Raw genomic sequence first — 26,262 nt, 5'->3', positions numbered from 1 at the left:
CGGCCCCGGCGCGGCGCGGACTACCAACCGGCATCGATGCCAGGCGGACCTTGTCACGGTGATGACCGGCAACCCCTGACCCTGAAATCACCAGCCATGCTGCGAGCAGCGCGACCCAAACAACTTGGTGCTCGGCCATAGGCAGCCGATCACGCATCCTGCGCCGGCTCGCAGAAAGCCTGCGGGCAGGCCTACCGTCTCGTTCGGCAGCCGCCGGACGTCGGTCACGGCCGTCTGGCATTCCCGATATCCGCCGCCTGCCACCGGATCGGATGACACCCTGAACGCGGGGAGTGCGGTCGCGAGCCCGGGAGGGGCGGCATCGGGATCACGGTGAACAGCTTCTGATGCGTACCGCGTTGATCGTGTTGGCCGCGCTGGCGGCGGCCGTGGTCGTGGACCTGGTCTCCGGCGTGCTGGTGAACCGGGTTGCCCATGGCCGCTACAAGTGGCTGCTGGAGCCGCTGCGGCGCACCTGCCGCCGCCCGGCGGCCGCGGTCCTGCTGGTCGGGGGGCTGTTCTACGCGCTGCCGCCCGGACCGGCCGGGTGGCAGCGTTATCTGCGGCACGCCATCCTGCTGGTCCTGGTCGCCGTCGGTGCGTGGCTGGTGATCAAGGCATTGAACGTTGCCGAAGCGGTCGTGTTCAGCCGGCTGCCGAGCGATCCGGTCACGAGCCGGCGGGTCCGGCGGGCCCGGACCCAGATCCGCCCGGTGCGGCGGCTCACCGTCGCCGTGGTCACGATCGTCGCGGTCGGTCTGATCCTGATCACCTTCCGGCCGGTACGCCTCTTCGGCGTCTCCATTCTGACCTCGGCCGGGGTGGTCGGCGCGGTGATCGGCCTTTCCGCCCGAACCGCGCTCGCCAACGCGTTCTCCGGCATCCAGGTCGCCTTCGCCGACGGGCTGCACGTCGGCGACGTGCTGGTGGTGGACGGCGAATGGGGCCGGGTCGAGGAGGTGAAGCTGACCAACGTGGTGATCCGGCTCTGGGACGAACGGATGCTCATCCTGCCGACCACGTACTTCACGGAGCGGCCGTTCCAGAACTGGACCCGGAACGAGTCGCGGGTGATCGGCAAGATCCAGCTACATGTCGACCACACCGCCGACCTGGACGACCTGCGCCGGGAGGCACGCCGACTGGTCGAGTCCTCACCGCTGTGGGATCGAGACCAGTGGGTGCTCCAGATGGTCGACGTCACCCCGCAGACCGTGGTCATCCAGGTGCAGGCCTCGGCTGCTGACGGCGCCAGCGGCTGGGACCTGCGCTGCGACCTACGCGAGGGACTGATCCGCTACCTGCGCGACCAGCACCCCCAGTGGCTGCCCCGCACCCGCAGCCAGTACCAGCCCTGACCGGCGGGTCGCGTCCAGAGGTGTGCCGTTGGGTTGGCGGGCACTCGTGTATCGCTGTGGCCTGGAGAGATCGCTGCGGCAGGTAGGACGGCATCCGGGCCAGCTCGCCAGCAGGACGCGGGCCGGTCGGACACGACTGATCTACTGGACGGGTGAGCGACCTGAGAAATCTCATCATCCGCTGGCAGCGCGGCTGGGGCGTGGCCCGCGCGCTGCCCGCCGCCGAAGACGTCGGCGGCGGGTTGCGGGTGCGGTGCATGCAGCCCAGTCGCGATGTCGAGTATGTCGCGCTCGATGCAGGCGCGGACCTGGCGTCGCTCACCAGGCTGGCCGAGCTGGTCGCGGGCGAGGAGACCGCCACATGGCTGACCGTGCCCACCACCGACCCGACGGAGGCGGTCTCGGCTCTGGAGGCCGCCGGCCTGATCCTGCTCAAGCGCTCGGAACTGCTGATGACGGCCGATCTTCGCGGCCATAAGCAGAACATGCCCGCTGCACCGTACCGGCTCTTGACTCAGTTCGACTCGCATCAGGGCGACCCCGTGGTCACGGCCACGGTACGGCACGAGTCGGGAGAGGTCGGTGCACGCGGGATGATGGGATTGACTGGTACGGATGCCATCGTAGACCGGATCGAGACCATGCCCGCTCATCGTCGCAAGGGCCTGGCCAGCGCGATCATGGGTGCACTAGCCCGTTCCGCAATCGAAGAAGGCGCCGAGCACGGCATTCTCATCGCCAGCGAGGACGGTCAACGTCTGTACACGACGCTCGGCTGGCAGCCGGTCGCCCAGGTACTGATCGCAACGACGCCCGGCAACGCGTACCCGTCCTGAACCGGCAGTTACGACCAGGGCCGACCCACGCTCCTCGTCGTTGCCCGGCGAGTACGAACGCCACCATCCGACGACAAGCAGCGCACTGATCTCGGCACGTGCGGACATCGCCAGCTTGGGTGCCAGCTCGGCGGCCCGGAAGGCCAGGTGCGCGCAACCCCGTGCGCCGCAATCGTCGTCGCACGTCTCGGCGGCGACGAGGCCTAGGAGCAACCCCACCGCGTCGTCGGCAGAGTCGTCCGCGATGCCGCTGGTGGTGTAGCCACTCATTTGACGCCGTCGTCGTCAGCCTCGCCGCCAGCGACATCGACGCCGAGGTGGTCATCGGCAACGACGGGCCCGCTATCGCCGCCGCCGACCGAGAACGTGTCTTCGACCGGTTCGTGCGCCTCGACGACAGCCGGTCCCGTCAGGGTGGCGGTGCTGGGCTGGGCTGCCGATCGCCCGCGACATCGTCGTCGCGCACGGCGGGACCGTGACCGTGGACGCGCTGACCGACGGCGCCGCGCTACAGGTCCGGCTGCCGATCCTCAACCCTTGAACCTACGGCGTGTAGGTTTAACAGCACGCCGTCGAGGAGAAAGTCGCGCAGATGCTGGCCGCACCGAACACCCTTGCCCTTGGCCCGTCGTTCCTGGACCCGCAGTGGCTCATCTCCACCTTCGGCCTGATCGGCATCCTGGCCATCGTCTTCGCCGAGTCCGGCCTCCTGATCGGCTTCTTCCTGCCCGGCGACTCGTTGCTGTTCACCGCCGGCCTGCTCGTGGCCGATGGCACCTACCTGCACCAGCCGCTGTGGCTGATGTGCCTGCTGGTGTCGATCGCGGCGGTCTCGGGTGACCAGTTCGGCTACCTCTTCGGCCGACGCCTCGGCCCGGCGCTGTTCCGGCGACCCGACTCCCGCCTGTTCAAGCAGGAAAACTTGACCAGGGCCCAGGACTTCTTCCGCACGTACGGCGCCCGCTCGATCGTGCTGGCCCGGTTCGTGCCGATCGTGCGGACGTTCACCCCGATCGTGGCCGGAGCGAGCCACATGCACTACCGCACGTTCCTGGTCTACAACGTCCTCGGCGGCACCCTGTGGGGATGCGGGGTCACCATCCTCGGCTACTTTCTGGGTCAGGTGGCGTTCGTCAAGAACAACATCGAGTTCATCCTGGTCGGCATCGTGGTCGTCTCGGTGGTCCCGATCGGCGTCGAGCTGCTGCGCGCACGCCGCCGTGGTCGTCGCTCCCAGGCGGGGTCGCGCTGACGCGCGATGGGCGCGAGCCGTTCGGCACGAGACTGAGATGTCCCTGGATCCCCACCTGACCGCGGTGCCCGACCCACTCAGGTCAGAGCCAGACGCGGGCCAGGGCCACGAACTCGACAGTCGCCGCGGTGACGGCGGTCAGGAAGCCAGCGCCGAGCAGGGCCGGGCCGATCAGTCGCCGTCGTCGCGGCGCGGGAACGGGCTCGGTGAGTGCGCGCACCCGTTGCAGCGCGGCGCCGCCGTTAATTCCGAGTACGGAGGCCGGCCCGGACCCGACGGTGGCGAGAGCGGCCCGGGCTACGGCTTGGGCGGTCAGGTCGCGGTCGTCGACGGCGACGGCAGCGTCCTCGTCGGCCCACCGCTCGACCAGATACGCGACGGTGTCACGAACCGGCACGAGCAGCGGATTCAATGCGGCCGCGGCCGCTGCGGCGGCCACGAGGCGATGGTGACGGTGCACCAGGTGGGCCTGCTCGTGGGCGAAAACCACCCGGCGCTCGTCGGCGTCGAGCAGCCGCAACATGCCGGCGGTGACCAGCAGGTGACCGTCGCGTCCGCGACGGCCAGGCACGGCGACGGCCAGCGGCGCAGACCAGTCGGCGACGACCAAGCCGTACTCCGCCGTGCCGGCCGCCCGCAACCGCCGGTGAGTAGACAGCCGACGGCGCAGATCGATCAGCAGCCGTACGCCGCCGAGGAGCAGCGCGAGTCCTGCGACGAGCGCGACCGGCCCCGGCACGGGCTCGGGCAGCTCCAGGGTCGGGTGCTCGTCCAGGGTGGCCAACGGCGGCAGGTCATCCAACATGGTCAGCGCCAGCATCGTCAGCGACCAGGTGGACGAGGCGGCTGCGGCGACCGCGATCACAGTCAGCCCGCGAGCGGCGGGACCTGGCCCACCGCGTTCGGCGATCCGGGGAGCCCACCAGGCGAGCACCAGAGCCAGCAGGAGGGGCAGGTAGACCGTGACCGTCATGAGCGTCGCCTGCGCCGGGCCGCGTCCAGAAGATCTCGCAGGGCCAGGGCGTCGGCATCCTCCAGCGAGGCCGCGAACTGCTGGAGCACGGCCTGACGGTCGGGGCGGCCGGCCAGCGCCGCGCGCATCTGCGAGGCGGCTGCCGTGGCGGCGTCCTCGACCGGCCAGTACAGGTGCCCGCGGCCCGCTCGGCGTCGCGCGACCAGGCCCTTGTCGTGCAGCCGGATCATGATCGTCTGAACGGTGTTGTACGCGAGATCACCACCGATCGCGGCCTGCACCTCGGTCGCCGTCATCGGCTCGGCGTGCGCCCACAACACCCCCATCACCTCGGCTTCGAGGGTGCCCGGCGGCCGCCGCCCGCCCTTCATCGTCACAGTCCACGACCTCCGCCGCCAGGATAGCCCGGCACCTTCCCGGCGACCGCCAGCACGAACCGCTGGCTGACCACGGCGGCAAGCCGACTGACCGGCTCGGCCAGGCCGTTGATTGCATCGGAGAGCTCCCGCACCTGCGCCGGGGTCAACCGCTGGTAGCCCAGGTACAGACCGGCGGGGTCATGCATTCCTCAGATTGGTAAGCCCTACCCATATCCGCCAACCTCCTACAGGATGTGGGAGTTGTCCAGTCGGCCTGCTTGAATGCGGGGATGGATCACGGTGCGGTCTCGGTCAGTCCGGTATTCGCGGTCGTGCTGGCCGCTCTCGTACTCGTCGCGGTGGTAACGGCACTGATCGGCCGGCTGGGCAACGGTCGCAGCGTCGCGACCGCGTCGGCCCGCGCCGTGCTGCAGCTGGGCGTCGTCGCGTTGGTGATCGCCGCCGTCCTGCGTTCCTGGTGGGCGAGCGCCGGGTTCATTACCCTGATGATGCTGGTCGCGGCGGCCACCTCCGCCCGCCGGGTCAGCTCGCTCCGCCTGGGCTGGCCGGTACTCGCACCCATCGCGGTCGGGGCGCTCCCGGTCTGCCTGCTCGTCGTGGCGGCGGGCACGGTTCCACTGACCGAGGTCGCGGTGGTGCCGATCGCTAGGATCCTCATCGGCGGGGCGATGACCGCCACGTCGCTGGCGGGCCGCCGCGCGCTGGACGAATTACGCGACCGGCGCGGCGAGTACGAGGCGGCCCTGGCCTTGGGCCTCCCGCCTCGCAACGCCGCTCTCGAGATCTGCCGGCCCCGCGCGGGGCAGGCGCTGGTACCCGCGCTGGACCAGACCCGCACGGTCGGTCTGGTCACGCTTCCCGGCGCTTTCGTCGGCGTGCTGCTGGGCGGCGGCTCACCCGTTCAAGCCGGCGCCACTCAACTGCTGGTCCTGGTGGCGCTGCTGGCCGTCGAGGCGATCGCCGTCACCGTGACCATCGAACTGGTCTCCAACGGGCTGCTACGCCGCCCGACCCCGCACGGATGACCCCGTTTTCAGCGAATTCTTATCACCGGCCCGACAGGATGAACACGTGAACTATCGATTGTTCGAGCTAATCAACGGTCCGGCCGGGCGGATCGACCGCGTCGATGACGTGATGGAGTTCGCCGCGACCTGGCTGGTGTACCTGATCTTCGCGGCCTCCGTGGTTCCGGTTGCGATGGCGCTGTACCGCCGACGGATACGTCCGGTCCTCGAACTCGGCGTCGCCCTGATCCTCGCGTTCACCGCAGCTACAGTCCTGGCGCACCTGAACGGCCAGCTGCGCCCGTTTCAGAGCCATCACGTCCACCAACTGATCCCCCATGATCCGGGGGTATCACTGCCCAGCGACCACGCCACCGCGGCGTTCACCCTGGCCTTCGGCGTCTACGCTTTCCTGAACCGGCGGTGGGGCGTCATCCTGGCAGTCGCGGCGGCGGCCGTCGGCATCGCACGGGTATGGGTTGGCGTGCACTATCCCGGCGACATCCTCGCCGCGGCAGCCATCGCCGGCCTCGCCGTCGTCGCAGTCGGCGTCGGGCTCCACCACCAACGCAACCTCACCCGCCTCCGCTCGGCGCGGCCGCGCTGACGCAACATCGACGCTGTCGGCTGGTCACTCACACCCGAACAGACAGCCCGTCCCGACAATGCCAGCAACCGCACCGCGCCCTACCCGTACTTTCCTTACCAGCGGCAGGAAGGCTTCGCCAGGCTCAACCCTTCGCCGCTCGCGAACACCGTCTGAGCAACGATCACCACGTCCACTGCCGCAGCAATCAGTGACCTCGGTCCCGGCGGAGGAAGCACGACAGCAGTTGCCTGAACTCGTGCGGGTGCTCGATCGCCGGCACGTGCCCGCATCGGCCGAGCACGTGCAGACGGACATCGGCCAGGTGTTCGAGCAAGGGCTGGGCTGCCGTCCCGAGCGGGGTGACTCGGTCCTCGGCGCCGTGAACGAGCAGCACGGGCGCGCGGACCGCTGCCAGCGTTTGCGCCGAGAGTGTGAGCTCGTCGACCCATCGTGCCCTGGGTGGAGGGAACAACGACGCGAATGCCGCCGCCCCCACTCGCATCGCAGCCGCACGGGCATCGACCGCCGAATCGGTCACGAGCGCTTGGTCGAGGACGAGGCGACTCAGCATGTCTCGTGCCCCGAGCGGGCCGGCGGGGGCGGCCCAGACCGCGTCGAGCTCAGCGGACAGCGGCGCCCCAGGGGCGCCCATCGTCGAGACCGCCACGACACGGGTGACCTGTCGGGGGCGCGCGGCCGCCAACGCCAGCGCCACGGCACCGCCCATGGAGTGACCCACCACGGCGTAGTACTCGATACCGAGAGCATCCATCAGGCCCGCGGCCTGCTCCGTCCACAGCCGGAGCCCACCCCTGGAGCCCGCCGGGACAGGTGTACGGCCGAACCCCGCCTGGTCAGGAGCCACCAAATGCCAGGACGTGCCCAGCGCCTGCGCCGTCGTTGCCCAGGCTCCGGACCCGGTCGTGCCGGGTCCGGAGCCGTGCAGCATCAGCACCGCGGGCCCGGTGCCGCTTTCCAGGACGTGGACGGGGGAGCCGTCGACTGTGACGGTCCGAAGTGCCGTCACCGGGGCAGGCCGGGTGTGCTCATGCCGAAGCGGAGTTGACGGACTTCGAAAAGAGCTCCATCATCGCCCGGCCGAATTGCGGCATGTCGGGCCACCCCCGGCAGGAGACGAGATTGCCGTCCACGACGTCGGGAGCGTCGACGACCGTCGCGCCGGCATTCTCCATGTCACCGGTGATGGGGGGAAAGCACGCCGTCTTCCGGCCCTTCAGCAGCCCGTACACCGCTGGTACCTGCGCGCCGTGGCACACCAGCGCGATGGGCAGGTTGCGCGCGAAGAAGTGCTCGGTGATGCGCCTGACGTCGGCGTCGACCCGGATCCACTCGGGGGCACGTCCCCCGGGGATGATGAGGGCGTCGTAGCGCTCGACGTCGACCTCCGCCCAGGGCACGTCGACCGGCAGCTTCCGGCCGTTCTTCTCCACGTAGGCGTCGGAGTTGGGGTCGAACTCGTGGATGACCAGTTGCACGTCACGCATCGTCCGTGACGAGACGTCGACGTCCCAGCCGCCCTCCTGCACGCGATAGTAGGGATACATGGTGTCGAGCTCCTCGGCGGCGTCGCCGGTCAGGAGCAGGGCTCTGGGCACCTGCTTCTCCTCGCATCTGGGGGCGGGTGAGGTGGATCCAATCCGATCTGATCCGATCGATTTAGCATTCCTCGGCCCAGCCCACCCGTCAAGCCTCTACCGCCATTCCGTCCGCGTCCTTGGCCTCGTCGAACAATCGTCGGAAACGCTCGCCGGAACGCAGGATGTGCCGACGCATCGCGTAGGCGGCGGCGTCGGGGTCACGCGCGGCGATCGCGACCACAATTTCCTCGTGCTCGGCCATGGCCAAGTGAGTGACCTGGGCGTCGTGGTGAAGCCGGAAGAGGTGCACGTGGCTGTGCAGGCGAGCGAGCGCTTCACGGATGACGTGGTTCTCCGCGCTCAGGGCGACGAGATCGTGGAAAGCGGCGTCGCTTAGCCCGAAGGCGCCATAGGCCATGGGCCCGTTGCCCCCCTCCAACTCCGCCATCTCCTCCAGCATTCGTCGCAGGCCGGCCACCTGCTCCGAGGATGCGCGTTCGGCGGATCTGCGCGCCGCTGCCGGCTCGAGGAGTAGACGGACCTCAAGCATGTCCTCGAATCGGTGCCGAGTGATTTGGGGGGGAATGCGGTAGCCAGCATGGGGCACACGCACGACCAGGCCCTCGGCCTCCATGCGGTTCAGAGCGTCTCGGATCGGCGTCTGCGAGACCCCCAGCTCTCGCGCCAGGACGTCGATCGTGACGCGGGAGCCAGGCTCGATCCGTAGCGACATCAGCTGTCCGAGCAGCGTGTCGTACACCTCGTCGGCAAGCCGGCCGCCAGATCTTCCCGGCGGCGTTCCGCCCGTCACGGCCCTACGGCCCCGCGCGATCATCGCTTCGTCGTCCATCGTGACGTGAGGTCCTCTCTTGCGTCTTTGCGAACCTATTGACATCAGTCACAACGCTGCGGCATGCTGACGCCCCCATCGGATCGTATAGGAAAAGTGGCGGATGCTCGCCATCCTGCACCACCGCGGAACCGCCCGCCATCGCTCTACTTCGATCATCTGGAGCTCCCATGGGCATGCTCGACGTCCTGAAGACCCAGTACATCGCGGCGTACTCGTGACGCCGGTCCGCGGGTCGGCCCCCGCGACAGCCCGGCAACACGCCTGAACAACCCAGCAACTGCTCGGCGAAGCACATAGCGAGGCACTAGAAGTCCCTACCCAGAAAGCAGGCGAGAAGATGCGGCATCCACAGCGAACAGGACGAGTGTCCGCTCCCGGTCGGAAGGTACAGCTGGCGACGGCGGCCATGCTGCTGGTGGCCACGACGGTGGCGGCTTGCGGCGATGGCAAGGACGACGGCGGGAAGGCGAGCGCCCCCAAGGCACCGGCGACCATCCCGGAGCTCACCAAGGACCCGCTGACCCTCAGCTTCATCTGGTTCGACTGGCCCCCCGCCCAAGCACTGGAAGCCTTCGCGAACGCGGAGTACAAGAAAGAGCGACCAAACGCGACCATCAAGGTCAACACCGTGCCGAACGCGAACTGGCACGACGCGATGTTCACCCAGTTCGCCGCGCACAAGACCGACTTCGACATCGCGATCCTGGACTCGCAACACATCGGCGAGGCCGTGACGAACGGCAACATCCTCGACCTCACCGACTTCGTCAAAGAGAACATCGACGTCAAGGCCTACAACCCGTACCTCCTGGCGGCGTACGGCCAGTTCCCCCAGGCGGAGACCGGCAAGCGCGACGAGAACGCCAGCCTGTACGGACTGCCGCTGCTCGGCGACACCTGGACGATGATCTACCGCAAGGACCTGATCGGCGACAAGCCACCGCAGACCTGGGACCAGATGATCTCAGCCGCCGAGAAGTGCCAGGCGGACAACCCCGGCGTCAGCGGACTGGCTTTCCACCAGGCCAACGGCTCCGACGCCGCGGCCGTAACCTACAACACGGTCAACGGCGTCTACGGCGGCAACCTCTGGGACCCCAAGGCGCGCAAGATCGAGGGCGTCCTCAACGACGCTGCGGGCCAGGAGGCGATGGACGTCCTGGTCAACAAGATGAAGCCGCTGACCGCCAAGGGCTCCGGTAACTGGTTCATCGACGAGGTGAACGCGGCGGTCGCCCAGGGCAAGGCATGCATCGCGTTCAACTGGATCGCCGCGAGCGGCGGCCTGCTTGATCCGAAGCAGTCGACGCTCGGCACCACGCGGAAGCAGATTCTCGACAAGCTGGGTTTTGCCACCCTGCCGAGCCAGAAGACGAACCTGGTCCCTCTCGGCGGTATGGGGATGCACGTGTCGGCCTACTCCTCCAAGGCAAACCAGGCGGAGGCCCTGAACTTCATGAAGTGGTTCGAGCAGGCTGATGTCCAGAAGAAGTGGGCCGCGGCCGGCGGCGTGCCATCGCGTACGGACGCCCTGGAGTCGCCCGAGTTCCTCAATGCCGGGCCGTTCAACCAGGTGTACACCGACTCGGTTCCGCGGATGCGGGACATGTGGAACGTGCCCGAGTACGCGCGCCTCGTCGACATTGAGAACACCAACGTGAACGCGGCTCTCAACGGCGCGAAGAAGCCGAAGGATGCGCTCGACGACATCGCCAAGGAGCAGCAGGGCGTGCTCGACTCGAGCAGCCGCAAGGGCGGCGGCGGACTGTGAGTGACGCCGTCCCTCTGACGACCGACCACCCCGGGCAGGTGGCGTCTGCGACGCCACCTGCACCGGGTCGGTCCCGCCGGCTGAGCGACCGCGGGCTCACCGTGGCCTTCATCTCCCCCGCGCTGCTGCTGTTGCTCGCCATGTCGGTGTTCCCGTTGCTGTGGGCGTTGTACCTGTCTTTCACCGACTACTCGGCCACCCGCGGGGGGCCCGCCCATTTCATCTGGTTCGGGAACTACACCGCCATCCTGACGTCGGCGCAGGTCCACCAGAGGGCCTTGACGACGTTGATCTACGTGATCGGCGCGGTCGGCCTGCAGACCGTGCTCGGCTTCGCCATCGCCTACCTGATCTCACGGCGCACGCACGGGCGAGGACTGTTGACCACTCTGTTCCTGGTTCCGATGATGCTGTCGCCGGTCGTGGTCGGGCTGTTCTGGCGATTCATGCTCGACGCACAATTCGGCGTGATCAACAGCATGCTCGGCTCGCTCGGCCTGGGGCAGGTGGAGTGGCTCACCCGGCAGCGAACGGCATTGATCTCCCTGATCGTGGTCGACACCTGGCAGTGGACGCCGTTCATCATGCTCATCGCACTTGCGGGCCTTTCCGCGGTTCCCAAGTACTTGTACGAGGCCGCCTCGATCGACCGGGCGTCCGAGTGGTTCCGGTTTCGCACCATCACTCTTCCGCTGGTGTGGCCGCTGCTCCTCATTGCTGTGATGTTCAGGGCCATCGAGGCCTTCCGGCTGTTCGACCTCGTCTACATCCTCACCAACGGAGGCCCGGGCGTCTCCACCGAGACGTTGTCGTTCCACGTCTACAAGGTCGCGTTCCTGGGCTTCAACACCGGAACCGCCTCGGCGTACGGGATCCTCATGGTCCTCGTCGTCATCGTCCTCACGCAGTTCTACCTGCGCTACCTGAACAAGCTCAAGGAGGACTGATGGCCGTCTCCGTCGACGAGGCCGTGTCCACAGGTCCTGCCCGGGATCACACGCCCCGCGCGCGCCGCCTCGGCGGCCAGGGCCGTTCCGTGCTGGAGGTCGCGCTGCTGACCGTGCTGGCCGTCGTGATGCTCTTTCCGGTGCTGTGGATGATCGAGACGTCCATCAAGGAGAACCGGGACGTCTACGCCATCCCGGCCGAGTTCTTCGGCTTCAAGGTCACCATGGACCATTACAAGGACGTGTTCGTCGCCCCCGGCGGCGGTCGCTCGGCCTTGTCCGTGTCGTTCCTCAACTCTGTCGTGGTCGCCGGGGTCTCCACGGTGCTGGCCACCGTGCTGGGGGTCCCGGCGGCCTGGGCCTACTCACGCTTCACCTTGAAGGCCAAGAAGGACCAACTGTTCTTCATCCTGTCCACCCGCTTCATGCCGCCCGTGGTGGTCGTGATCCCGATCTTCCTCATGTACCGCCAAGTCGGACTCATCGACAGCAAGCTCGGCCTGATCCTCATCTACGCCGCGTTCAACGTCCCGTTCACGATCTGGATGATGAAGGGGTTCGTCGACGAGGTGCCCGCGGAGTACGAGGATGCCGCCATGCTCGACGGCTACACCCGATTGCAAGCGTTCCGGCGATTTACCCTTCCCCTGCTCGTGCCCGGCATCGCCGCGACGGCCGTCTTCGCACTCATCTTCTCGTGGAACGAGTTCGTGTTCGCCATCTTCCTTACCTCCAGCGACAGCGTGCGGACGGCCCCACCCGCCATCGCCGGCCTCATCGGTGGCACCACTACGGACTGGGGTCTCGTGGCCGCCGCCTCCGTGGTGTTCGCCCTACCGGTGCTCGTCTTCGCGTACCTGGTGCGCAAGCACCTCGTCGCCGGTGTGACGCTCGGGGCGGTGCGACGCTGATGGCGGGCATCGAGGTGACCGCCCTGCACAAGCGCTACCCGGACGGGACGGTCGCAGTTGATCACGTGGACCTGTCGATCGGCGACGGCGAGCTGTTCGTGATGCTCGGCCCTTCGGGTTGCGGCAAGACCACCACGCTGCGGGCCATAGCCGGCCTGGAGAGGCAGACGACGGGCGACATCCGCATCGGCGACACGCTGGTCAACGACCTGCCGCCCGCTGAGCGCGACATCGCCATGGTGTTCCAGTTCTACGCTCTCTACCCGCATCTGAGGACCCGCGACAACCTGGCGTTCCCACTGCGGGCCGAGGGGCTGCCCAAGCCGGAGGTGCAGGAGCGGGTCGACGAGGCCGCCCGGCTGATGCGGCTCGGTCCGCTCCTGGACCGGCGACCGCGCCAGCTGTCCGGCGGGGAGCAGCAGCGCGTCGCGCTTGCTCGCGCCCTGGTGCGACGACCGCGCGCATTCCTCATGGACGAACCTCTCACCAATCTGGACGCGGAGCTGAGGGCGGACATGCGCACGGAGATCAAGCACCTGCAGGGGGAGCTGGGGGCGACGATGGTCTACGTCACCCACGACCAAGTCGAGGCGATGTCGCTCGGTCACCGAATCGCCATCCTCAACAAGGGCCGCGTCGAGCAGATCGGCACGCCGCTGGAAATCTACGACCGTCCGGCGAGCCTTTTCTGCGCCGCATTCATCGGCTCCCCGCCGATGAATCTGATTGAGGTGGAGGTGGCCGACGGGAAGCTGCGCAGTCAGGGCGGACTGCTCCTCACGCCACCGCCAGGGCTGCCGCGCGACCGTTGCCTGGTCGCAGGCGTCCGGCCGGAGGCGCTGGAAGTCACGGAACCAGGGGCGGAACGTTCGGTCCCGGCCCGTGTGGTCTCGGCGGAGTGGCTGGGCGACGAAATCATCTACGTGGTTGACCACAGCGGCCAGCGCGACGTACGGGTTCGGATGCCACCGACTGTCCGTTTCGCCGCTGACGCACCGGTCGGGCTGCGGCACACCGGCGGGACCCCGGCGGTCTACGACGTGAGCACGGAAGAGCTGGTGGCCTGATGGGAACCGTGGCAGTGCACGGGCTGTGCAAGTCCTTCGGCAAGGTCCAGGCCCTGGACGAGGTGACGCTGGACGTGCCGGACGGCTCGTTCTTCGTCGTGCTCGGGCCCTCCGGGGCAGGCAAGACGACGACCCTGCGAGCGATCGCCGGCCTTGAGAAGCTTGACGCCGGGTCGGTGCATCTGGACGGGAGGGACGCGACCGGTGACGCCCCGGCCGCACGCGACCTGGCCATGGTCTTCCAGAGCTACGCCCTCTACCCGCGACACACGGTGTACGAGAACATCGCTTCGCCGCTGCGGGCACGCCGCTGTTCTTCGAGCGAGATCGCCGCTGCCGTCGAGCAGATGTCGCGCCTGCTGCACATCGAACGTCTGCTGCAACGTCGTCCCGCGCAGTTGTCGGGCGGTGAGATGCAGCGTGTCGCCCTGGCCCGGGCGCTGGTCCGTCGCCCGCGCGCGTTTCTCATGGACGAGCCGCTGACGAACCTCGACCTCAAGCTCCGCGTCGAGATGCGCACCGAGCTCACCCGCATCCACCGGAGCCTCGGAGCAACCTTCGTCTACGTGACCAACGACCAGGTCGAGGCCCTGTCCATGGCCGACCAGGTCGCGGTCCTCAAGGAGGGGAAGGTGCAACAGGTCGGAACGCCGACCGAGGTGTACGAGCGTCCAGCCAACCAGTGGGTCGCACGATTCGTCGGGAGCCCGCCGATCAGCCTGCTCGCCTGCCACGCCGAGGGAGATCGTCTGGTCGGTGCGGAAGGCTGGACGCTGCCGCGGCCCCGCTGGACCACGGCTGAGGACGGTCGTCCGATGCTGCTGGGCCTGCGCGCGGAGGACCTGTCCGTCGAGCAGCGTGGGAACGCGTCGTTGTCCGGGGAGGTCTACGGGCTTGAGCCGCTCGGTGACCGAACGGTGGTCGACGTCCGAGTGGGGACGAAGATCCTCAAGGTCAAGGCACGACCCACCGTCACCGGTACGCCGGGCGAGCGGCTGCTCGTCACGGTCGACCTGGACCGTGCGCACCTGTTCGATGCGGACACCGGGCTGTCGCTGTCCGAGGCTGGGCGGTAGCCGCGCCGGGCGACGACGGCACCATGCGCCCGCACGTGGCAATCGAGCCTCGGCGGACCGTCACCAGTGAGCACGGCCTGACGACGCTGAGACGGCCGTGGCCCGAGAAGGCGATCGGTGGCGCGGGGCGTCGCCCTGCAGACAGGGCCAGGGCCACATTCGACCCGCTCGGCAACCTCGCCCGCGACGAGGGCGTGCGACCCGTCCGTCTACGCGCGCATATGCGATCGCTGAGGCACGCCGGACATCACCAAGATCACAGGAGGCGACGCAATGAGTGACCCGATGAACGTCCTGGCCCCCGAGCACCGGCGGCTCCGGATCGGCGACGCCTGGCGCGACGCCGCAAGCGGAGCCACCTTTGCCGTCGAGGACCCGGCCACCGGCAAGACCATCGCCGAGGTGGCGGACGCGGACGTCGTTGACGGGCTCGCCGCTCTGGACGTGGCGAGCAAGGCAATGGCGGAGTGGGCGGCGACCCCGCCGCGGAAACGGTCAGAGTTGTTGACCGCGACGTACCGGGCACTGACCGAGCGATCCGAGGAGGTCGCCCGGCTGATAACGCTCGAGATGGGCAAGCCGCTCGCCGAGGCTCGGGGAGAGGTGGCCTACGGCGCCGAGTTCTTCCGTTGGTTCGCCGAGGAGGCGGTGCGCGTCGAGGGGCGCTACAGCACCGCTCCCGCAGGTGGATATCGCATCCTCACCGTGCCGAAGCCGGTCGGACCGTGCGTCTTCGTGACGCCCTGGAACTTTCCGTTGGCCATGGGTGCCCGCAAGATCGCCCCTGCGCTGGCTGCGGGCTGCACGACGATCACCAAGCCAGCAGCCCAGACGCCACTCACCATGCTGTTCCTGGCCCGCATCATGGAGGAGGTCGGCGTTCCCCCGGGCGTCGTCAACGTGGTGACCACCAAGCGTGCCGGCAAGGTGGTCTCCGCACTGCTGGCCGACGGTCGGACCCGCAAGCTTTCGTTCACCGGGTCGACCGAGGTCGGGCGTGTGCTGCTACGACAGGCTGCGGACAACGTGCTGCGCACTTCCATGGAACTGGGCGGCAACGCAGCCTTGATCGTGTGTGCCGATGCTGACCTGGACGTCGCGCTCGACGGTGCCATGGTGGCCAAGATGCGCAACATCGGGGAGTCCTGCATCGCGGCCAACCGGATCTACGTCGAGGAGCCGGTGCGCGAGGAGTTCACGGCGCGCTTCGCCGAGCGGATGGGCGCGCTTTCGGTGGGCCATGGTCTCGACGACGGCGTGGACGTCGGGGCGTTGATAGACGAGGCCTCGGTCACCAAGATCCACGAGCTCGTCACCGACGCGGTCGATCGCGGCGCCCGGGTCTTGGTGGGCGGCGAGCGTCCGGATGGGCCGGGCCACTTCTACCCGCCTACCGTCCTCGTCGACGTGCCCGACGATGCGCGGATGCTGGAGGCGGAGATCTTCGGCCCGGTGGCGCCGATCATCTCGTTCACGTCCGACGACGAGGTGCTGGCGAAGGCCAACGACACCGAGCACGGCCTGGTCGGATACATCTTCACCCGTGACCTCCAGCGGGCGCTCCGGTTCATCGAGGGGCTGGACACGGGGATGGTCGGCATCAACCGTGGTCTGATCTCGGACCCGTCAGCTCCGTTCGGAGGCGTGAAGCAGTCCGGGATCGGCAAGGAGGGGTCGCACGAGGGCATCCTCGAGTACCTCGACCTCACCTACGCGGCGATCGACCTACCGTGACCGGCCTGCTGCTCCGGGCGCCCGTCCGCGGGACCCTCGACCCGACCCAGCCGTCCACCAAGGGCGACGTCTTCATCGCGATGGAGCCGAGGGCGACCGGGCACGATCGCGTCCGGGCGCCCGGCGCGCGCGCCTGCGCCACCCGGGCGGCCAACCTTGCCGACGCCGTCCCGGTCTCGCAGGTGACCTGGACGTCCGCCCGGCAAGTCGCCGCCGACGTTCTGGAGAGGCACTGACATGCTTGAGACCGTCCGCGGACCACGCCAGCTGATAGTGGGCGAAGGGGTCGCGCAGAACATCCCACGAGTGGTGGCCGAGATTGGGTCGCGAGTCCTCATCGTGACCGACCAGGTTCTTCTGGGGCAGCCGGGCGTGGCCGAGATCGTGGCCGCCGTGCGGGAGAAGGTCGAGGTCGTCGAGGTGTTTTCCGACGCGACTCCAGACGTGCCACTCGCCGATGTCGCCCTGGCCGTCGCGGTCGCCGCAGAGATGGACGCCGACGTGATCCTCGCCATCGGGGGTGGCACGGTGATCGACCTCGCCAAAATCGTCGGCGTCATTCGGCGCCACGGTGGGACGCCGCGCGACTTCTACGGCGAGTCGAAGGTGCCGGGGCCGACGATTCCTCTCGTCGCGGTCCCGACGACGTCAGGCACCGGCTCCGAGCTCACACCCGTCTCGGTGTTGACCGACCCGGACCGCGAGCTGAAGGTGGGGGTTTCCAGCGTCCACATCGTGCCCGACTTCGCCATCGTCGACCCCGAACTCACCTACACCTGCCCTGCGACCGTCACCGCCCACTCCGGCATCGACGCGTTTTGTCACGCGGTGGAGAGCTACACCGCGCGACCCCGGGCCCACGGACCGCGCGACCCGGTGGAGCAGGTCTTCCTCGGCCGCAACCCGATCACCGACCACTACGCGCTCCTGGCCGCGGAGCGGATCGCCCGTAGCTTGCGTCGTGCTGTCAGGGACGGAGGCGACACGGACGCGCGAGCGGACATGTCCTATGGGTCCATGCTCGCCGGGCTCGCATTTTCCCACGCGGGCAACGCGGCCCCGCACGCTCTCCAGTACCCCATCGGCGCAGCCACGCACACGCCGCACGGCCTGGGCGTCGGGCTGCTACTGCCCTACGCGCTGGACGCGGCCAGGGATGCCATCGGCGACCGGTTGGCCATCCTCGCCGGGGTGTGCGGGCTCGACGTGACCGACGCCTCGGAAGCCGAGGCCGCAGATACGTTCCTCACCTGGCTCGACGGGCTCCTTGCCGACATCGGCATCCCACCCACCTTGGCGGACATCGGCGTGGCACGCGCCGACCTCCCGCGCTTCGCGGAGATGGCCAGTGGCGTCACCCGCTTGATCCAGAACCATCCAGGCCCGACCGACACCGCCAGCCTGACCGCGATCCTCGAAGCGGCCTGGACCGGGGACCGGACCCGACACGTCCTGACTCCGAGCAGAGATAGTGACCGGCCTTTCACATGACGCCGAGTTCCCTGCGCCACCCTGGGTGTCGGAATGCTCGGCTACGCCATCGGGCCCGACGTCGCAGCCCTCCTCGGGTCACTCACCCCGACCAGGCAGTAATGCTGATCCGCCCCGGATGATCGTTCGTCGGATCATGCCGTGCTCTGTCGGCTCACGTCGGTGGCGGATACAAGGCACACCTCGTGAGCCGTTCAGTTCGATGCTCCGACTTCAAAGGGTGTGCTGTCGGGAGCCGACGCCGAGGCAGGCGCAGGCCAGGATCAGACAGCTTGCCACGACTAGCTGTCGCAGGAACTGCGTCCGCTGCCGTACCGGTTCGGTCACCAGCCCGATCAGCTCGCTCGTGCTCGGCGGGGCGTCGCCGAATGGCGAGGCCGCCCATCCCCACACCTCCACGACGCCCGCGAGGGTGAGCAGGAGCAGGCCGCCCTGCAGCAGCAGACGTGTCGACCGTGGCACGGCGGGACCGGTCACCGCGGGGTTGACGGCGAGGACGCTCAGCACGACGACGCCGCCGGCGCCGGTCGCCCAGGGGGATCCGTAGCTGGTCGAACGCACTGACCGCGGGCAGTGAGCGGATATGCGCCGGACCCGCGGCGCGGCACGCACCGGCGGGAATAGGGTTGTACCGTCTCTGCCTACGGCGCAGGTTCCAGTACGACGACTGGGATCTGGCGGGTGGTCTTCTGCTCGTAGTCGGCGAAGCCTGGATACGCGGCCTTCTGCGCGCTCCAGATCCGTTCCCGCTCGTTCCCGGCGGCAACTCTGGCGACCAACTCGACCTTGTCCGTACCGATCTCCGCTTGGGCCTGCGGGTGAGCGAGCAGGTTGTAGTACCAGTCGGGATTGGTGGGCGCACCGCCCTTGGACGCGAACACGGCGTAGCCGCCGTCCACCTTCTGGTACATCACCGGGTTCACGCGAGGCTCGCCGCTCTTGGCGCCGACCGTGTGCAACAGCAGCAGTGGCGCGCCAGCGAACTGACCGCCGACCTGCCCACCGTTAGCGCGAAACTCGACGATGATCTTGTCGTTCCAGTCGCTCATGCCTTCTCCTCGCCTCCGCGCACCGTCTCCTTGAACACGATTCTGACAGTCCCAACCGGGGCATGACACTGCGACCACGCATCAACGAGCCCGGCGGCGACAATGCGTAGCGCTCGGTTCGCGGCGGATACGGATGCAGGCGCAGGTTCATTTCGGCCTGGTGCTGGCATGGGTGCGGAGTTTCGGTGGCGCAGTCGAGTCCCGATCGGTGACGATCAAGCTGTGTCCGCTCCCGCCCGTCAGATCCGCGCCCGCTGCTCGGCCGACATGATCACCGTGTAGACCGCGACGACCAGCGAGTCTCAGCGCCTGTACGCCCGCTACGGATACATCTCCCGACCGGCGATCACATTGCCCGACGGCCCGGTGATCTGCCCAATGCGCCGCAACCCCAGCCACACCGCTGACGCACGCCCGGTCACCAACGCCCACCCAGCGCTGTCCCACGCACGCGACCACAACGTTTAACCCTCGGCCGGAGGGCGGTCAACCCGATCGCGCCAGCAGTAACCCGAGCAGGACCGCCATCGCTGCTCTCAATGTAAGCCGCACATACGGCAAAGCCCGTTACCGATGACTCCGGTAACGGGCTTCTGACCTGCACTAACTGAGAGTGGGCGATGCTGGTATCGAACCAGCGACCTCTTCGGTGTGAACGAAGCGCTCTCCCACTGAGCTAATCGCCCTCAGCGCCGCCAACTCTACCCGATCGTGGACGCGGACCGGAAATCCGGGTCAGTGCGTCGCGAAGTAGTGCATCGCCTTGGCCACCACGTCGACGCCGAGGCTGTACTTGAGCGACAGCCAGACCACCGTGGCCACGAAGACCAGGCCGACGGAGCCGAGCACTATTCGCACCAGCAGTGATTGTCGCGTCACCCACTGTGTCCAGCCCTGGACGTGCCGGCGGGTGAAGCCGAGCAGCCGTTGCGCCCAGTGGTATTCGACGGCCCAGATGCCCAGCCCGGCGATCACGAGCAGCCAGCCTGGCCCGGGTAGCGGGATGAGGGCGATGCCGATGGTCACCACGAGCGCCCCGGCGATCGCGATGAAGATCTTGAGGGCTATCCGGCCGGTGGGGTTGGCTCGGATGAGGTCGAGGGTTATCGAGATCCGCTCCCGCCAGCGAGGGCGGCGCGGCGGGTCCTGCACGACGATGACGCCACTGCCACGAACAGGGCCAACGAGCGACGGCTCGGCGCCACCGCCACGGCCTGCGCCGCCGTGAGACCGGTCGGCGTCGTCACCGCCGGGGCGATCGGCTCCGGACCTCGGCCGACCGGCCTGCTCGGGCTTCTCCATCCGCACTCCGTACCCCCGCTTTTCGGCTGCTCGGACCGCGACGTTCGGCGGGCCGGGTGCCTCCGCCGGATCCATTGAGGATCGCTTCGTCACCATTTCACCCCCCAGTGTCGCTCGGGCCCGTCACTGCAACGGCCGACTGGACGTTACCGGAGTAAGTCGACGACTGAACCACCCGATGCCGGGCGGGATCACGCACTGGGCAGAACCGGAAATCCTACATGAATGCTCACATTCACGCGGCCTTTCCGTCCCCCTTCCCACCACTGGGTGAAGTCAGCGTATGGCGGAGCGTAGCCAGGAGTAGCACCTGAGTATGGGAAAAGCGGGACACGCGCGTTCCGCAGCGGTGCCGGGGGGAGAACGTCCATGAGTGTCATCCGACCGACGACCGTAGAGGTCGAGACGTCGCTAAGGCTCGTCGCGCCTGACGCCACCGCATTGCCGGTGCGTGCCAGTCTGCGTTACGACCCTGCTGACCCGTATGCGGTCCATGTCCTGTTCCATGCCGAATCTGCCGGCGGCGAGGCGGTGAGCTGGTCCTTTGCTCGCGAGCTGCTGGTCACCGGCCTGGACGAGCCAGCCGGCATCGGGGATGTACGGGTCTGGCCCTGGGCCACACCGCGCGGCGATTTCGTCGCGCTGGCCCTCTCGTCACCGGACGGCAACGCCCTCTTCGAGGTGCCGCGCAGCGTCCTGGTGCGTTTCCTTCGACGGACCTACGTCGTCGTCCCGCGCGGCCGCGAGGCCGAGCACCTGGACGTCGACACGGCGGTGAACCGGCTGCTCGCCGGTCGCTGACCACCGCCCGAACGGGCAACACCGGCCATCACGGGGCCGCGCGGATCTGCCGACCGCGCGGCTCCGGCACACCCGGGGGGTACGCGGGCCCGCCCGCCCCGGGTCGGTCGGTGCTCAGCCGTGCGTGGTGATGCCGCCGTCGACGGGAATGACCGCCCCGGTGAGGTACGCGCCGGCCCGCGACGAGAGGTAGATGGCCGTCCCGGCCATGTCCTCCGGGCGCCCGATGCGGCCCAGCGGCACCTGCTGCTCGATGCTGGCCCGGCTCGCCGGGTCGTTCAGCGCGAACGCCATCATCTTGCTCTCGAACGGGCCGGGCGCGATCGCGTTGACGGTGATCTGCTCGCCGGCCAGTTGGTGGGCCAGGCTGCGGGTGAGCATGTGCACGGCCGCCTTGGTGGCGGAGTACGCGTACACCTCCATCCACGGCACCCGGATGCCGTCGATCGACCCGATGTTGATCACTCGGGCCGGGTCGTCGGCGCTGGCGGCGGCGCGCAGCGCCGGCAGCAGCGCGGTGGTCAGCCGGAAGACGGCCTTGACGTTGACGGCCCAGAGCTTGTCGAACGCGGCCTCCGGGTAGCTCTCCAGCGGCGCACCCCAGGTCGCGCCGGCGTTGTTGACCAGCACGTCGAGGCGGGGGAAGCGCTCCCGCACGGCGGCGGCCAGCGCCTCGGCACCGGCGTCGTCGCCGAGGTCGGCCGGGATGGCCTCGCAGCGGCCCTCGGCGGAGAGTTCCTTGGCGACCGCCTCGCAGACGTCCGCTTTGCGGGACGAGATGATCACGTGTGCGCCGGCCCGGACGAAGCCCTGGGCGATCATCAGACCGATCCCCCGCGAACCGCCGGTGACCAGGACCGTCTTGCCTTCTACCGAGAACAGCTGCGTCATGCCCATCCCATCGCGAGTCGGCGGGGACCGCCGGCCGGTTGGGCGGCTGGCGGGGCGCCGGGCGGACCGCGGCCCGGACGGCACTACCGCCGGGTAACGTAGCCCGGCCGCCTGGATCACGACAAGCGGGTCGCCGCGCCGCATCGGATCCGAGCCGACGGGCACGGCAGCCGGGATGCGGTGACCTGCCGTTCGGGCTACCGTCGGAGGCGATGGTCTCTACCGATCCCTCCCCCGCGCCGCCGATCGGAACGGCGTCACCCGTACCCGACGAGATTTCCACGTTCGCGCTGGCCGACCTCGCCGGCGACCCGGGCTGGCGCCGGCCGGTGCTCGTCGAGCGGGAGTTGCTGATCCTCACCACCCGGGGGCACGGTGACGCCGAGCTGGATTTCCACCTGTTGCCCTGCCGGCCCGGCACGTTGCTGCGGGTCCGTGCCGGTCAGGTGCTGCGGTGCGTCGGCCCGCAGTTCGACGCGACGGTGGTCGGGTGGACGTCCGAGGCGCTGCGCGGTCTCGACGTCGACCTGGACGCGCCGGTGACCTGGCGACAGTTGGCCGGTGAGGACGAGGACGCGGTGATAACCGAGGTGAGCCAGCTGGCGGTGGACTGTCAGCGGCACGGCGATGGCCCCGCCGCCGCCCGTGCGCTGCTGCGTCACCAGCTCGCCGTGCTGCTGCTGCGGCTGGCCCTGCCCGGCGTGGACCGGTCTCCCCCGCGACCCGAGGTGGTGACGTTCCACCGGTTCAGCCGGGAGGTGGAGCACGCCTACCAGGGGACCCGGCGGGTCGAGGACTACGCGGCGGCGCTCGGGTGCTCGGTGCGGACCCTGACCCGAGCCTGCCTGGCCGTCACCGGGCGCAGCGCCAAGCAGGTCATCGACGAGCGGGTCGCGTTGCAGGCCGGCCGGCTGCTCGCCGCGACCGACGAGCCGATCGCGCAGATCGGCCGGCAGCTCGGGTTCTCCGAGCCCACCAACTTCGGCCGGTTCTTCACCCGGGAGACCGGAATCAGCCCGGGCGCGTTCCGGGCCGCCCGCGACCAGAGGGCAGCCGGCCGGGTCGTCCGACCCCGACCGTCGGCCGAGACGGTGGGCACCAACGGCGGGCGGTTCCGCTCCGGCACGCTCGGCGAACCGGCCAACGGCGGTCACCCCGCGCGATCCGGGTCGCCCACCGGGCCGGCGGCCGGCGCCGGCCGGGCATGATGACAGCGTGCAGATCTCCGCGCGCGGCGACTACGCGGTACGGGCAGCACTGAGCCTCGCCACCGCGTACCCCTCGCTGTTGTCCACCCAGGCCATCGCCGCCGAGCAGGACATGCCCCGCAAGTTCCTGGAGGCGGTCCTGGCCGACCTGCGCCGGGCCGGTGTCGTTCGGGCGCAGCGCGGCGCCGAGGGTGGCTACACCCTCGCCCGGCCGCCGCGAGAGGTGACCGTCGGCGCGGTGCTGCGCGCGGTGGAGGGCCCGCTCGCCGGGGTACGCGGCCTGCGCCCGGAGGAGACCCGGTACGAGGGTGCGGCGGAGAACCTGCCCGGCCTCTGGGTGGCCGTGCGGGCGGCGGTGCGGCGGGTCGTCGACGAGGTCAGCCTCGCGGAGATCATCAGCGGCCGACTCCCGGCTCACGTGCGGAAACTGACCGCCCTGCCAGACGCCTGGGAGCCGCGCTGACGCCAGAGAGGCGCTGTCCTCAGCGGCCGAAGAGCTTGTGCAGCCAGGCGAGCTGTTCACGCTGGTGAGTCGCCTCGCCACCTTCGTGGTCGTTGAACTCGTACACGCGCACCTCCTTGTCACCGCCGTAGCGGTGGTAGGCGGCGAAGCAGGTCGAGGGCGGGCAGATCTGGTCCATCATCGCGATGGAGAACAGCGCGGGCGCGGTCGCGCCGGGCGCGAGCACGGCGGCGTCGACGTACGACAACGTACGGAACACCTGGCTGCTGCGGTCGCGGTACAGCGCGAGGTACTCGGCGACCTCGCCGTACGGGCCCTGACCGGCGACCTGGACACCACGCCGGAAGTCACACAGGAAGGGCACGTCGGGCATGACCGCCGCCACGCCCGGGAACAGCGCGGCCACCGCGAGCGAGAGGCCGCCTCCCTGGCTGATGCCGGTGACCACGACCCGGTCGGGGTCGACGGCGGGATGCTTCTGGGCAGCCTGGGCGAACCGAACCGCGTCGGTGATCAGCCTGCGGTAGTAGAGGTCCTCCGGGTTGGTGACACCGCGGGTGAGGAGGCCGGGGACCGTGCCCGCCGGATACGGGTGCGGGTCGGCCGTGACGCCGGGCGCGGCGCTCCAGCCCTGGCCCCGGGTGTCCATGATCAGGTGAGCGAAGCCCGCCGCGGCCCAGAACAGTTTCTCGTGGGGCAGGCCACGGCCACGGCCGTACCCGAGGTACTCGACCACGCAGGGCAACGGCCCGGTGTCATTCGCCGGCAGGTGCAGCCAGCCGTGCACGGGCTCGCCGCCGTAACCCGCGACGGTGACCGAGTAGGTGCGGATCTGGGTGAGACCCGTGTCGACCGGCTCGTACGTCGCCGCCGCTGCGGGTTCGTCGGCACTCAGCGTCCGCTCCCAGAAGGCGTCCAGGTCCTCCGGAACAGCCAACTCGGGTCGGTACGCCCAGCACTCGGCGAGGGTGAGATCGCTCAAAGCCACAGCATGGCCTCCGTGACAGCAGGATTGTCAGTTGTGGGTACGGCGACGCCTGTCCGAGCAGGACGGCCGTCCCGTGGGGTGTGCCTCAGCCGCTACCGGGCGTCCGCCATCGCCTTCGCGAACCACCCGGTGATGGTGGTGGGGTGGGTGATCGCCGTGCCCACCACCACCGCCCACGCCCCGGCCCGCAGCGCCTGCGCCGCCTGCTCCGGGGTGTGGATCCGGCCCTCCGCGACCACCGGCACGTCGATCGCGGTGGCGAGCTGTGCGACCAGGTCCAGGTCCGGGCCCGGTTGCTTGGTGGTGTACGCGGTGTAGCCGGCCAGGGTGGTGCCGACCAGGTCGGCGCCCGCCGCGGCGGCGGCGATTCCCTCGTCGAGGGTGGAGCAGTCCGCCATCACCAGGGCCCCGGTCTGCTCGTGGACGGCGGCGATGGTCTCGTCGAGGGTTCGGCCGTCCGGCCGGGGCCGCGAGGTGCCGTCGAGCGCGACGACGTGCGCGCCGGCACGGGCCACGGCAAGCGCGTGGTCGAGCGTGGGGGTGATGAAGACGTCGTCGTCCCCGTCCTTCCACAGCCCGATCAGCGGGAGGTCGACCGCGTCCCGGATCGCCGCGATGTCCGCCAGACCCTGGGCGCGGATGCCGGCGGCTCCGCCCTGCACGGCGGCGAGAGCGACCCTGCGCATCGTGTCCGGGTCACGCATCGGCTCACCGGGATACGCCTGGCAGGAGACGACGAGTTGGTGACGGAGCCGCTCGATCAGCGCGTTCATACGGTGCCCTCCCAGGCGAGTGAGGCGGCGCCGAGAAGTGGGGCGTCCGACCCGAGGGCCGAGGCCAGGACGGGCACGTCGTCCAGGCTGGGCAATGTCTCCCGCCGCACGGCGTCGCGAAGTGCCTGCCACCAGGGTTCGCCGAGGCCGGCGACCCCGCCGCCGACCACGACGGCACCGGGGTCGAGCATGTTGACCAGCCCACCGACAGCCGAACCGACGGCGGCCCCGCCCAGCAGGACCACCTCCCGGGCCGTCGCGTCGCCGTCCGCGGCGCGCGCGGCCACCACTCGCAGGTCGTCGACCGGCTGGCCGGTACGCCGCACGTACTCCTCGGTGAGACCCGGCCCGGAGGCGATCGCCTCCAGGTGTCCCTGCCCGCCGCAGGTGCACGCCAGCCGCCCGGCGTACGGCGAGGGCTGGTGGCCGGCGTGGCCGGCTGTGAAGTGGGCGCCTGCGAGCACGGTGCCGTCGATGACGAACGAGGCACCGATGCCGGTGCCGACCGCGATGAAGAGCGTCGTCTCGTAGCCGGCCGCCACCCCGTACCGCGCCTCACCGAGGGCGTGCGCGTGCACGTCGTTGATGACGGCGACGGGCAGACCCAACTGCTCGCCCAATCGCCCTCTCAGGTCCGTGCCCGCCCAACCGGCCAGGGCATCGGTGGCCGAGAGCACCTGGCCCGTTCGGTGGTCGATCACCCCGGCGCTGCCGACCCCGAGGGCACGGATGCGTGTCCCCGTCGCCCTCGCCCGCAGGCGATCGACGAGATCGGCCGCCGTGTCGAGGATGGCGGTCGCGCCGGCCCTGCCGGGGGTGGTGGCGGTGACCCGGTCGACGACCTCGCCGTGGCGCGTCAGGATGGCGGCGGCCGTCTTGGTGCCCCCGATGTCGAGCGCGGCGACCGCCTCGTCGACGACCGGGGGCCTGCGTACCTTGGACAT

At 69.3% G+C, this 26,262-nt stretch carries 30 protein-coding genes and 1 tRNA gene; 17 read left to right on the top strand and 14 right to left on the bottom strand.

The window, feature by feature from the left end; genetic code table 11:
* Nucleotides 1–347: 347 nt before the first annotated feature.
* The 4 genes from ABZS37_RS09745 (at nt 348) to ABZS37_RS09730 (ending at nt 3,446) form a co-directional block, all read left to right on the top strand.
* A complete protein-coding gene (locus tag ABZS37_RS09745) occupies nt 348–1,358 on the top strand; it encodes a mechanosensitive ion channel domain-containing protein (RefSeq protein WP_355167319.1) in 1,011 nt (336 codons plus the stop codon).
* A gap of 152 nt (nt 1,359–1,510) precedes the next feature.
* Nucleotides 1,511–2,194, top strand: coding sequence for a GNAT family N-acetyltransferase (locus tag ABZS37_RS09740; protein WP_355167317.1), 684 nt, complete (start codon nt 1,511–1,513; stop codon nt 2,192–2,194).
* A gap of 98 nt (nt 2,195–2,292) precedes the next feature.
* Nucleotides 2,293–2,673 (top strand): ATP-binding protein, encoded by a 381-nt coding sequence (locus ABZS37_RS09735; RefSeq protein WP_355167315.1) that lies wholly within the window; start codon nt 2,293–2,295, stop codon nt 2,671–2,673.
* 113 nt (nt 2,674–2,786) lie between these two features.
* Entirely contained in the window at nt 2,787–3,446 is a 660-nt protein-coding gene (locus ABZS37_RS09730) for a VTT domain-containing protein (protein ID WP_355167313.1), read from the top strand.
* Between the two features lie 82 nt (nt 3,447–3,528).
* Here ABZS37_RS09730 and ABZS37_RS09725 read toward each other — a convergent pair whose 3' ends face one another.
* The 3 genes from ABZS37_RS09725 to ABZS37_RS09715 are packed head-to-tail and all read right to left on the bottom strand — an operon-like array spanning nt 3,529 to nt 4,984.
* Nucleotides 3,529–4,419: a M56 family metallopeptidase gene (locus tag ABZS37_RS09725; protein WP_355167311.1), complete on the bottom strand. Its 891-nt coding sequence runs from the start codon at nt 4,417–4,419 to the stop codon at nt 3,529–3,531.
* Nucleotides 4,416–4,790, bottom strand: a complete 375-nt coding sequence (locus ABZS37_RS09720) for a BlaI/MecI/CopY family transcriptional regulator (protein WP_355167466.1) — start codon at nt 4,788–4,790, stop codon at nt 4,416–4,418. Before ABZS37_RS09720 ends, ABZS37_RS09725 begins: the two co-directional genes overlap by 4 nt.
* A gap of 2 nt (nt 4,791–4,792) precedes the next feature.
* Nucleotides 4,793–4,984 (bottom strand): hypothetical protein, encoded by a 192-nt coding sequence (locus ABZS37_RS09715; RefSeq protein ID WP_355167309.1) that lies wholly within the window; start codon nt 4,982–4,984, stop codon nt 4,793–4,795.
* Between the two features lie 84 nt (nt 4,985–5,068).
* On the opposite strand from ABZS37_RS09715, the gene ABZS37_RS09710 reads away from it, so the two are divergent.
* Together ABZS37_RS09710 and ABZS37_RS09705 are read left to right on the top strand one after the other, a co-directional pair.
* A complete protein-coding gene (locus ABZS37_RS09710) occupies nt 5,069–5,824 on the top strand; it encodes an ABC transporter permease (RefSeq protein ID WP_355167307.1) in 756 nt (251 codons plus the stop codon).
* Nucleotides 5,825–5,936: 112 nt separating this feature from the next.
* The gene (locus tag ABZS37_RS09705) at nt 5,937–6,413 is read left to right on the top strand and encodes a phosphatase PAP2 family protein (protein ID WP_355167464.1); all 477 of its coding nucleotides are present in this window, start codon (nt 5,937–5,939) and stop codon (nt 6,411–6,413) included.
* A gap of 187 nt (nt 6,414–6,600) precedes the next feature.
* Here the strand turns inward: ABZS37_RS09705 and ABZS37_RS09700 are convergent, their stop codons facing one another.
* From ABZS37_RS09700 to ABZS37_RS09690, 3 genes are all read right to left on the bottom strand, one after another.
* Nucleotides 6,601–7,344 carry an alpha/beta hydrolase gene (locus tag ABZS37_RS09700; RefSeq protein ID WP_355167462.1) on the bottom strand — a complete coding sequence of 248 codons (744 nt, stop codon included), beginning with the start codon at nt 7,342–7,344 and terminating at the stop codon, nt 6,601–6,603.
* A gap of 97 nt (nt 7,345–7,441) precedes the next feature.
* Nucleotides 7,442–8,011, bottom strand: a complete 570-nt coding sequence (locus tag ABZS37_RS09695; protein ID WP_355167305.1) for a DJ-1/PfpI family protein — start codon at nt 8,009–8,011, stop codon at nt 7,442–7,444.
* An 88-nt stretch (nt 8,012–8,099) separates the two neighbouring features.
* Nucleotides 8,100–8,843, bottom strand: coding sequence for a GntR family transcriptional regulator (locus ABZS37_RS09690; RefSeq protein WP_355167303.1), 744 nt, complete (start codon nt 8,841–8,843; stop codon nt 8,100–8,102).
* Between the two features lie 409 nt (nt 8,844–9,252).
* Between ABZS37_RS09690 and ABZS37_RS09685 the strand changes: the two genes are divergently transcribed.
* From ABZS37_RS09685 to ABZS37_RS09650, 8 genes are all read left to right on the top strand, one after another.
* On the top strand, nt 9,253–10,617 hold the full coding sequence (locus ABZS37_RS09685; RefSeq protein ID WP_355167301.1) for an extracellular solute-binding protein: 1,365 nt from the start codon (nt 9,253–9,255) through the stop codon (nt 10,615–10,617).
* A 101-nt stretch (nt 10,618–10,718) separates the two neighbouring features.
* The gene (locus ABZS37_RS09680) at nt 10,719–11,564 is read left to right on the top strand and encodes a sugar ABC transporter permease (RefSeq protein WP_355167299.1); all 846 of its coding nucleotides are present in this window, start codon (nt 10,719–10,721) and stop codon (nt 11,562–11,564) included.
* Nucleotides 11,564–12,475 carry a carbohydrate ABC transporter permease gene (locus tag ABZS37_RS09675; protein ID WP_355167297.1) on the top strand — a complete coding sequence of 304 codons (912 nt, stop codon included), beginning with the start codon at nt 11,564–11,566 and terminating at the stop codon, nt 12,473–12,475. Before ABZS37_RS09680 ends, ABZS37_RS09675 begins: the two co-directional genes overlap by 1 nt.
* Entirely contained in the window at nt 12,475–13,542 is a 1,068-nt protein-coding gene (locus ABZS37_RS09670) for an ATP-binding cassette domain-containing protein (RefSeq protein WP_355167295.1), read from the top strand. Before ABZS37_RS09675 ends, ABZS37_RS09670 begins: the two co-directional genes overlap by 1 nt.
* Entirely contained in the window at nt 13,542–14,618 is a 1,077-nt protein-coding gene (locus ABZS37_RS09665) for an ABC transporter ATP-binding protein (protein ID WP_355167293.1), read from the top strand. The genes ABZS37_RS09670 and ABZS37_RS09665 overlap by 1 nt, the downstream gene beginning before the upstream one ends.
* A 273-nt stretch (nt 14,619–14,891) precedes the next feature.
* Nucleotides 14,892–16,352 carry an NAD-dependent succinate-semialdehyde dehydrogenase gene (locus tag ABZS37_RS09660; RefSeq protein WP_355167291.1) on the top strand — a complete coding sequence of 487 codons (1,461 nt, stop codon included), beginning with the start codon at nt 14,892–14,894 and terminating at the stop codon, nt 16,350–16,352.
* Nucleotides 16,349–16,588: a hypothetical protein gene (locus tag ABZS37_RS09655; protein ID WP_355167289.1), complete on the top strand. Its 240-nt coding sequence runs from the start codon at nt 16,349–16,351 to the stop codon at nt 16,586–16,588. Before ABZS37_RS09660 ends, ABZS37_RS09655 begins: the two co-directional genes overlap by 4 nt.
* 1 nt (nt 16,589) lies before the next feature.
* Nucleotides 16,590–17,843 carry an iron-containing alcohol dehydrogenase gene (locus tag ABZS37_RS09650; protein ID WP_355167287.1) on the top strand — a complete coding sequence of 418 codons (1,254 nt, stop codon included), beginning with the start codon at nt 16,590–16,592 and terminating at the stop codon, nt 17,841–17,843.
* A gap of 213 nt (nt 17,844–18,056) precedes the next feature.
* On the opposite strand, the gene ABZS37_RS09645 is transcribed toward ABZS37_RS09650, so the two are convergent.
* The 4 genes from ABZS37_RS09645 to ABZS37_RS09630 all read right to left on the bottom strand — a co-directional run bounded on the left by ABZS37_RS09645 (nt 18,057) and on the right by ABZS37_RS09630 (nt 20,269).
* Nucleotides 18,057–18,404, bottom strand: coding sequence for a hypothetical protein (locus tag ABZS37_RS09645; protein WP_355167285.1), 348 nt, complete (start codon nt 18,402–18,404; stop codon nt 18,057–18,059).
* Between the two features lie 80 nt (nt 18,405–18,484).
* Complete coding sequence (locus tag ABZS37_RS09640) at nt 18,485–18,892, bottom strand: nitroreductase family deazaflavin-dependent oxidoreductase (protein ID WP_355167283.1); 408 nt, start codon at nt 18,890–18,892, stop codon at nt 18,485–18,487.
* A gap of 614 nt (nt 18,893–19,506) precedes the next feature.
* Nucleotides 19,507–19,578 (bottom strand) — tRNA-Val (locus tag ABZS37_RS09635).
* A 49-nt stretch (nt 19,579–19,627) separates the two neighbouring features.
* Entirely contained in the window at nt 19,628–20,269 is a 642-nt protein-coding gene (locus tag ABZS37_RS09630; RefSeq protein WP_354993498.1) for a TIGR02611 family protein, read from the bottom strand.
* 294 nt (nt 20,270–20,563) lie between these two features.
* Here ABZS37_RS09630 and ABZS37_RS09625 point away from each other — a divergent pair, with 294 nt between their 5' ends.
* Entirely contained in the window at nt 20,564–20,995 is a 432-nt protein-coding gene (locus tag ABZS37_RS09625) for an SsgA family sporulation/cell division regulator (protein WP_007457244.1), read from the top strand.
* Nucleotides 20,996–21,109: 114 nt separating this feature from the next.
* Here the strand turns inward: ABZS37_RS09625 and ABZS37_RS09620 are convergent, their stop codons facing one another.
* On the bottom strand, nt 21,110–21,886 hold the full coding sequence (locus ABZS37_RS09620; RefSeq protein WP_355167281.1) for a glucose 1-dehydrogenase: 777 nt from the start codon (nt 21,884–21,886) through the stop codon (nt 21,110–21,112).
* 212 nt (nt 21,887–22,098) lie between these two features.
* Here ABZS37_RS09620 and ABZS37_RS09615 point away from each other — a divergent pair, with 212 nt between their 5' ends.
* Nucleotides 22,099–23,094 (top strand): AraC family transcriptional regulator, encoded by a 996-nt coding sequence (locus tag ABZS37_RS09615; protein ID WP_355167279.1) that lies wholly within the window; start codon nt 22,099–22,101, stop codon nt 23,092–23,094.
* A gap of 7 nt (nt 23,095–23,101) precedes the next feature.
* Nucleotides 23,102–23,557 carry an Rrf2 family transcriptional regulator gene (locus tag ABZS37_RS09610; protein ID WP_110562950.1) on the top strand — a complete coding sequence of 152 codons (456 nt, stop codon included), beginning with the start codon at nt 23,102–23,104 and terminating at the stop codon, nt 23,555–23,557.
* Between the two features lie 19 nt (nt 23,558–23,576).
* Here the strand turns inward: ABZS37_RS09610 and ABZS37_RS09605 are convergent, their stop codons facing one another.
* From ABZS37_RS09605 to ABZS37_RS09595, 3 genes are all read right to left on the bottom strand, one after another.
* On the bottom strand, nt 23,577–24,545 hold the full coding sequence (locus ABZS37_RS09605) for an acetylxylan esterase (RefSeq protein ID WP_355167277.1): 969 nt from the start codon (nt 24,543–24,545) through the stop codon (nt 23,577–23,579).
* A 92-nt stretch (nt 24,546–24,637) separates the two neighbouring features.
* Nucleotides 24,638–25,318 carry an N-acetylmannosamine-6-phosphate 2-epimerase gene (locus ABZS37_RS09600; protein ID WP_355167275.1) on the bottom strand — a complete coding sequence of 227 codons (681 nt, stop codon included), beginning with the start codon at nt 25,316–25,318 and terminating at the stop codon, nt 24,638–24,640.
* On the bottom strand, nt 25,315–26,262 hold the full coding sequence (locus tag ABZS37_RS09595) for an ROK family protein (protein WP_355167273.1): 948 nt from the start codon (nt 26,260–26,262) through the stop codon (nt 25,315–25,317). Before ABZS37_RS09595 ends, ABZS37_RS09600 begins: the two co-directional genes overlap by 4 nt.

Source organism: Micromonospora sp. NPDC005413 (genome assembly GCF_040606435.1).
Classification (GTDB): domain Bacteria; phylum Actinomycetota; class Actinomycetes; order Mycobacteriales; family Micromonosporaceae; genus Micromonospora.
This window is presented reverse-complemented; position numbering and strand designations above follow the sequence as displayed.

Bases quoted from the DNA above. Each gene is read 5' to 3' on its own strand.
- ABZS37_RS09745 (WP_355167319.1), top strand. From the start codon at position 348: ATGCGTACCGCGTTGATCGTGTTGGCCGCGCTGGCGGCGGCCGTGGTC.
- ABZS37_RS09730 (WP_355167313.1), top strand. From the start codon at position 2,787: ATGCTGGCCGCACCGAACACCCTTGCCCTTGGCCCGTCGTTCCTGGAC.
- ABZS37_RS09725 (WP_355167311.1), bottom strand. From the start codon at position 4,419: ATGACGGTCACGGTCTACCTGCCCCTCCTGCTGGCTCTGGTGCTCGCC.
- ABZS37_RS09720 (WP_355167466.1), bottom strand. From the start codon at position 4,790: ATGAAGGGCGGGCGGCGGCCGCCGGGCACCCTCGAAGCCGAGGTGATG.
- ABZS37_RS09715 (WP_355167309.1), bottom strand. From the start codon at position 4,984: ATGCATGACCCCGCCGGTCTGTACCTGGGCTACCAGCGGTTGACCCCG.
- ABZS37_RS09710 (WP_355167307.1), top strand. From the start codon at position 5,069: ATGGATCACGGTGCGGTCTCGGTCAGTCCGGTATTCGCGGTCGTGCTG.
- ABZS37_RS09705 (WP_355167464.1), top strand. From the start codon at position 5,937: ATGGAGTTCGCCGCGACCTGGCTGGTGTACCTGATCTTCGCGGCCTCC.
- ABZS37_RS09700 (WP_355167462.1), bottom strand. From the start codon at position 7,344: ATGCTGCACGGCTCCGGACCCGGCACGACCGGGTCCGGAGCCTGGGCA.
- ABZS37_RS09690 (WP_355167303.1), bottom strand. From the start codon at position 8,843: ATGGACGACGAAGCGATGATCGCGCGGGGCCGTAGGGCCGTGACGGGC.
- ABZS37_RS09685 (WP_355167301.1), top strand. From the start codon at position 9,253: ATGCTGCTGGTGGCCACGACGGTGGCGGCTTGCGGCGATGGCAAGGAC.
- ABZS37_RS09675 (WP_355167297.1), top strand. From the start codon at position 11,564: ATGGCCGTCTCCGTCGACGAGGCCGTGTCCACAGGTCCTGCCCGGGAT.
- ABZS37_RS09670 (WP_355167295.1), top strand. From the start codon at position 12,475: ATGGCGGGCATCGAGGTGACCGCCCTGCACAAGCGCTACCCGGACGGG.
- ABZS37_RS09665 (WP_355167293.1), top strand. From the start codon at position 13,542: ATGGGAACCGTGGCAGTGCACGGGCTGTGCAAGTCCTTCGGCAAGGTC.
- ABZS37_RS09660 (WP_355167291.1), top strand. From the start codon at position 14,892: ATGAGTGACCCGATGAACGTCCTGGCCCCCGAGCACCGGCGGCTCCGG.
- ABZS37_RS09650 (WP_355167287.1), top strand. From the start codon at position 16,590: ATGCTTGAGACCGTCCGCGGACCACGCCAGCTGATAGTGGGCGAAGGG.
- ABZS37_RS09640 (WP_355167283.1), bottom strand. From the start codon at position 18,892: ATGAGCGACTGGAACGACAAGATCATCGTCGAGTTTCGCGCTAACGGT.
- ABZS37_RS09630 (WP_354993498.1), bottom strand. From the start codon at position 20,269: ATGGATCCGGCGGAGGCACCCGGCCCGCCGAACGTCGCGGTCCGAGCA.
- ABZS37_RS09625 (WP_007457244.1), top strand. From the start codon at position 20,564: ATGAGTGTCATCCGACCGACGACCGTAGAGGTCGAGACGTCGCTAAGG.
- ABZS37_RS09620 (WP_355167281.1), bottom strand. From the start codon at position 21,886: ATGACGCAGCTGTTCTCGGTAGAAGGCAAGACGGTCCTGGTCACCGGC.
- ABZS37_RS09615 (WP_355167279.1), top strand. From the start codon at position 22,099: ATGGTCTCTACCGATCCCTCCCCCGCGCCGCCGATCGGAACGGCGTCA.
- ABZS37_RS09600 (WP_355167275.1), bottom strand. From the start codon at position 25,318: ATGAACGCGCTGATCGAGCGGCTCCGTCACCAACTCGTCGTCTCCTGC.
- ABZS37_RS09595 (WP_355167273.1), bottom strand. From the start codon at position 26,262: ATGTCCAAGGTACGCAGGCCCCCGGTCGTCGACGAGGCGGTCGCCGCG.